This window comes from Kocuria sp. APC 4018 (genome assembly GCF_030407675.1).
GTDB lineage: Bacteria > Actinomycetota > Actinomycetes > Actinomycetales > Micrococcaceae > Kocuria > Kocuria rhizophila.
Window position 1 is genome coordinate 1 of sequence record NZ_JASDCY010000099.1, and the last position, 3,835, is coordinate 3,835.

Sequence of the window (3,835 nt, forward strand, 5' to 3'; positions counted from 1 at the left end):
CGCCAGGCGCCCCGCCTGCCGGGGCGCCTGGCGCAGGGCGGGTAATCTCGCTGTCATGGCTGACGTGAATTCCCGTGACTTCCTGGCGACCCGACCCTGGACGGCGAGCTACGACCCCGGGGTCCCTCGGGACCTGGACCTGCCCGAGACCTCCCTGGTGCACATGCTCGAGAAGTCCGTGGCGCGGTACGGGGCCAAGACCGCGGTCGAGTTCTTCGGCGCGGGGACCACCTACGCGCAGCTCGGGGAACAGGTGCGGCGCGTGGCCGAGGGGCTGCGGGTGCTGGGCGTGCAGGCCGGGGACCGGGTGGCGATCGTGCTGCCCAACTGCCCCCAGCACATCGTGGCGTTCTATGCCGTGCTGCGGCTCGGCGCGATCGTGGTGGAGCACAACCCCCTCTACACGACCCCCGAGCTGCGCCACCAGTTCGAGGACCACGGTGCCCGCGTGGTGATCGCGTGGGACAAGGTGGCGTCGCGGATCACCAGCATGCCCAAGGACCTGGCCGTGGAGCACGTGGTGTCCGTGGACATCACCGCCGCCATGCCCGCGGCCATGCGCCTGGGCCTGCGGCTGCCCCTCAAGAAGCTCGCGGAGCAGCGGCGCGAGCTCACGGCCGCCGCTCCGGGCACGATCGCCTGGAAGTCCCTCCTGGACTCCGCGCCCCTGCGCTCGGACCACCCCCGCCCGAGTGCCACGGACATCGCCCTGCTGCAGTACACCTCCGGCACCACGGGCCAGCCCAAGGGCGCGATGCTGAGCCACCGGAACCTGGAGTCCAACGCGCTGATGGGGCAGCACTGGCTGGACTCCTCCTCCGACGAGGTCGTCTACGGCGTGCTTCCCCTGTTCCACGCCTTCGGGCTCACACTGGGTCTCACGTTCGCCATGTCACTCGGGGCCAAGCTGGTGCTGTTCCCCACGGTGCGTGCGGATCTGATCCTGAAGGCCATGAAGAAGTCCATGCCCACCGTGCTGCCCGCGGTTCCGCCGGTGTACCAGAAGGTGCTCGACGCCGCGCGGGAGCAGGGCAAGGACATCTCGGGCATCCGCGTGGCCGTCTCCGGTGCCATGAGCCTGCCCGTGCCCCTGGTGGCCACGTGGGAGCAGGCCACGGACGGCATGCTGATCGAGGGGTACGGGCTGACCGAGTGCTCCCCACTGGTGACGTGCAACCCGCTCAACGACCACCGCCGGGCGGGTTCGATCGGCATCCCATTCCCCGGCACCGACATCCGCATGGTGAACCCGGAGACGGGCGAGGACGTCCCGGTGGACGGCGAGGGCGAGCTGCTGGTCAAGGGCCCGCAGACCACCCAGGGCTACTGGAAACGCCCGGAGGAGACCGCCAAGCTCTTCACCGAGGACGGCTGGCTGCGCTCCGGGGACATCGTCACCGTGGACCAGGACGGCTTCCTGCGGGTGGTGGACCGCATCAAGGAGGTCATCATCACCGGCGGGTTCAACGTGGCCCCCACCGAGGTGGAGACCGCCCTGAAGCTGCACGACGGCGTGGCCGACGCCGCCGTGGTGGGGATCCCCAACGAGGACGGCAACGAGACGGTGGTGGCCGCCGTGGTGCTGGAACCCGGGGTGAGCCTGGACGAGGCCGCCCTGCGCCAGCACTGCTACGACAAGGTCACCCGGTACAAGGTCCCCCGCCGGATCATCGCCATGGAAGATCTTCCCCGCACGATGCTCGGCAAGACCCTGCGACGGGCCGTCAAGGAGGAGATCCTGGAGAAGAAGCTCCTGGACTCCTGACCACACCGCGCACCCGGTGCCACGGGCGGCAGCGGGGTGACGCACCCGGGGAACGGCCCGGGTGGGCTGGCTGGAGCACGTTCTCGGCGGCCCGCCGGGAGGCCGTGGCTCCGGACCCGAGGAGGTGGCCCGACATGGAGATCCGGCAGCTGACCTGCTTCATTGCGGTGGCCGAGGAGCGTCACTTCGGCCGGGCCGCCGACCGGCTGCACATGGCGCAGCCGGCGCTGTCCCTGCTGATCCGTCAGCTGGAGGAGCACCTGGGTGCCAGACTCCTGGACCGCACCACGCGCAGGGTGGACCTCACCCCCGCGGGTCAGGAGCTGCTGGACCGGGGGAGGCGGGTCCTCCACGACCTCGAGCTGCTCGAGGCCGATGTCCGGCGGGAGGGCGACTCCTCGGCGGGTGTGCTGCGGCTGGGGTTCGCCGGGGCCGCGGCGTACGACGTCGTCCCGGAGCTCGCGCGCGCGGTGCGGGAGGGGCTGCCCGGTGTCACGCTGAGCCTGCGGGGTGAGCTGCCGTCACCGGCGCTGGAGTCCGGGCTGCGGGACGGGAGCCTGGACGCGGCCCTGCTGCACCCGCCCGTGGCCTCGCCGGGCATCCGCCACCGCGTCGTGGGGCGTGAGCCCCTCGTGGTGGCCCTGCCCGTCGACGCACCGCTGACCGCGCGGCCGTCGGTGGGCGTGGGTGCCCTGGAGGGTCTTCCGGTGGTTGCGCACCCGCCCGGGTCACCGCTGCACCGGGCCGCCCAGGAGCTGTTCCTCGCCGCGGGGCTCCCCCTGCGCATCGGACAGGTGGCGCAGGACACGGCGAGCACGCTGTCACTCGTGGCGGCGGGAGGCGGGGTGGCGCTGGTTCCTGCGTCCGTACGGGCCCTGCAGCTGCGGGGGGTCGTGTACGCGGAGCTCGAGGGGTCCCCGCAGATCGACCTCGCGCTCGCCTGGCGTGACGAGGACCGCTCCGCCCGGCTGCGGGCTTTCCTGGACGTGGCCCTGGGGTGGGCCGACTCCGCGGGAGCCACGAGCACGAGCCCCGCGGCGCGCTGACGGGTCCGGGCCGCGCGGTTGACTCCCGCCGGGCGGCAGCTGCGCGGGCCACCGCAGCGTGTCCACGGGCCGGGTGAGCTCATCCGGGTCGTCTCCGCTCCCCGCGAAGCGCCTCGGAGCACCCGGATCCTGTGGCTCACCCGGGGGACAGGGAACAGGGAGAAGAGCGAGGCGGTCGCTATCCTGCCACCCCACGGTTGCGGGCAACGTTCCGCAACGGCGCAGGTCAGAGACCGGTTGGAGCGCTGTTTTGCGGGTTTACTTGCGTCTGGATGGACTTGCCGCATAAAGTGGTGATGTCGGCCGAAGTGGCCCGGGTGCATCCCCCCAAATACGCACCCGGATGATCCCCCGGCTGGCCGGCGTCCCGATCTCCCCCAGATTCGGGATGTCCGACGGGTCCTGCCGATCCCCCAAGTGGCAGGACCCGTCCCCTGTTAACGGGCCTTTCCGGCTCCTCCCCCAACGGACCGCACCGGGTGAGGCGCGGAGTCTTCCCGCCCGGTGGGGCGCCTCAGGCCAGTTTCAGATCCCCCAGACGGGGAACCACCTTGTGGGCGATGCTCAGCAGGGCCGCGCTCTCGTCCTCGGTGAGCTGGTCCACGAAGGCGGCCCGGACCATGGCGATGTGGGCGGGGGCCGCGCGGGTGATGGAGCTGCGCCCGTGCTCGGTGATCCCCACCACCAGGCCGCGGGCATCGGTGGGGCTGGGCGAGCGTCGGATCATGTCGCGGCGCTCCATGCGGGAGAGCATGTGGGACAGCCGCGAGCGCTCCCAGCCGAGCATGCGCAGCAGCTCGCGGGAGGGCAGCTCGCCGGTGGCCGACTCCGAGAGCGGGACCAGGACCTCGTACTCGGAGCCGGACAGCTCGCTGTCGCGCTGCAGCTGCCGGTCCACGGCGCGCTCCATGCTGCGGGACAGTTCCAGGAAGGCCCGCCACACCTCCTGCTCCCGGGCGTTCAGCCAGGGTGGGGTGCGGTTGCTCGATGTGCTGTCCATGCTCTGCTGCTTCCTCGGGGAGGC

Annotated in this window: 3 protein-coding genes; 2 read left to right on the forward strand and 1 reads right to left on the reverse strand. The window is 71.8% G+C overall.

What is annotated here, in order from left to right:
• The first annotated feature begins 55 nt into the window (after positions 1 to 55).
• A complete protein-coding gene (locus tag QL985_RS11800) occupies positions 56 to 1,765 on the forward strand; it encodes a long-chain-fatty-acid--CoA ligase (protein WP_039101843.1) in 1,710 nt (569 codons plus the stop codon).
• A 134-nt stretch (positions 1,766 to 1,899) separates the two neighbouring features.
• Positions 1,900 to 2,811: a LysR family transcriptional regulator gene (locus tag QL985_RS11805; RefSeq protein ID WP_039101842.1), complete on the forward strand. Its 912-nt coding sequence runs from the start codon at positions 1,900 to 1,902 to the stop codon at positions 2,809 to 2,811.
• Positions 2,812 to 3,325: 514 nt separating this feature from the next.
• Here QL985_RS11805 and QL985_RS11810 read toward each other — a convergent pair.
• Positions 3,326 to 3,835 (reverse strand): MarR family winged helix-turn-helix transcriptional regulator (locus QL985_RS11810; protein WP_356766070.1); only part of this gene is annotated, 510 nt, incomplete at its 5' end.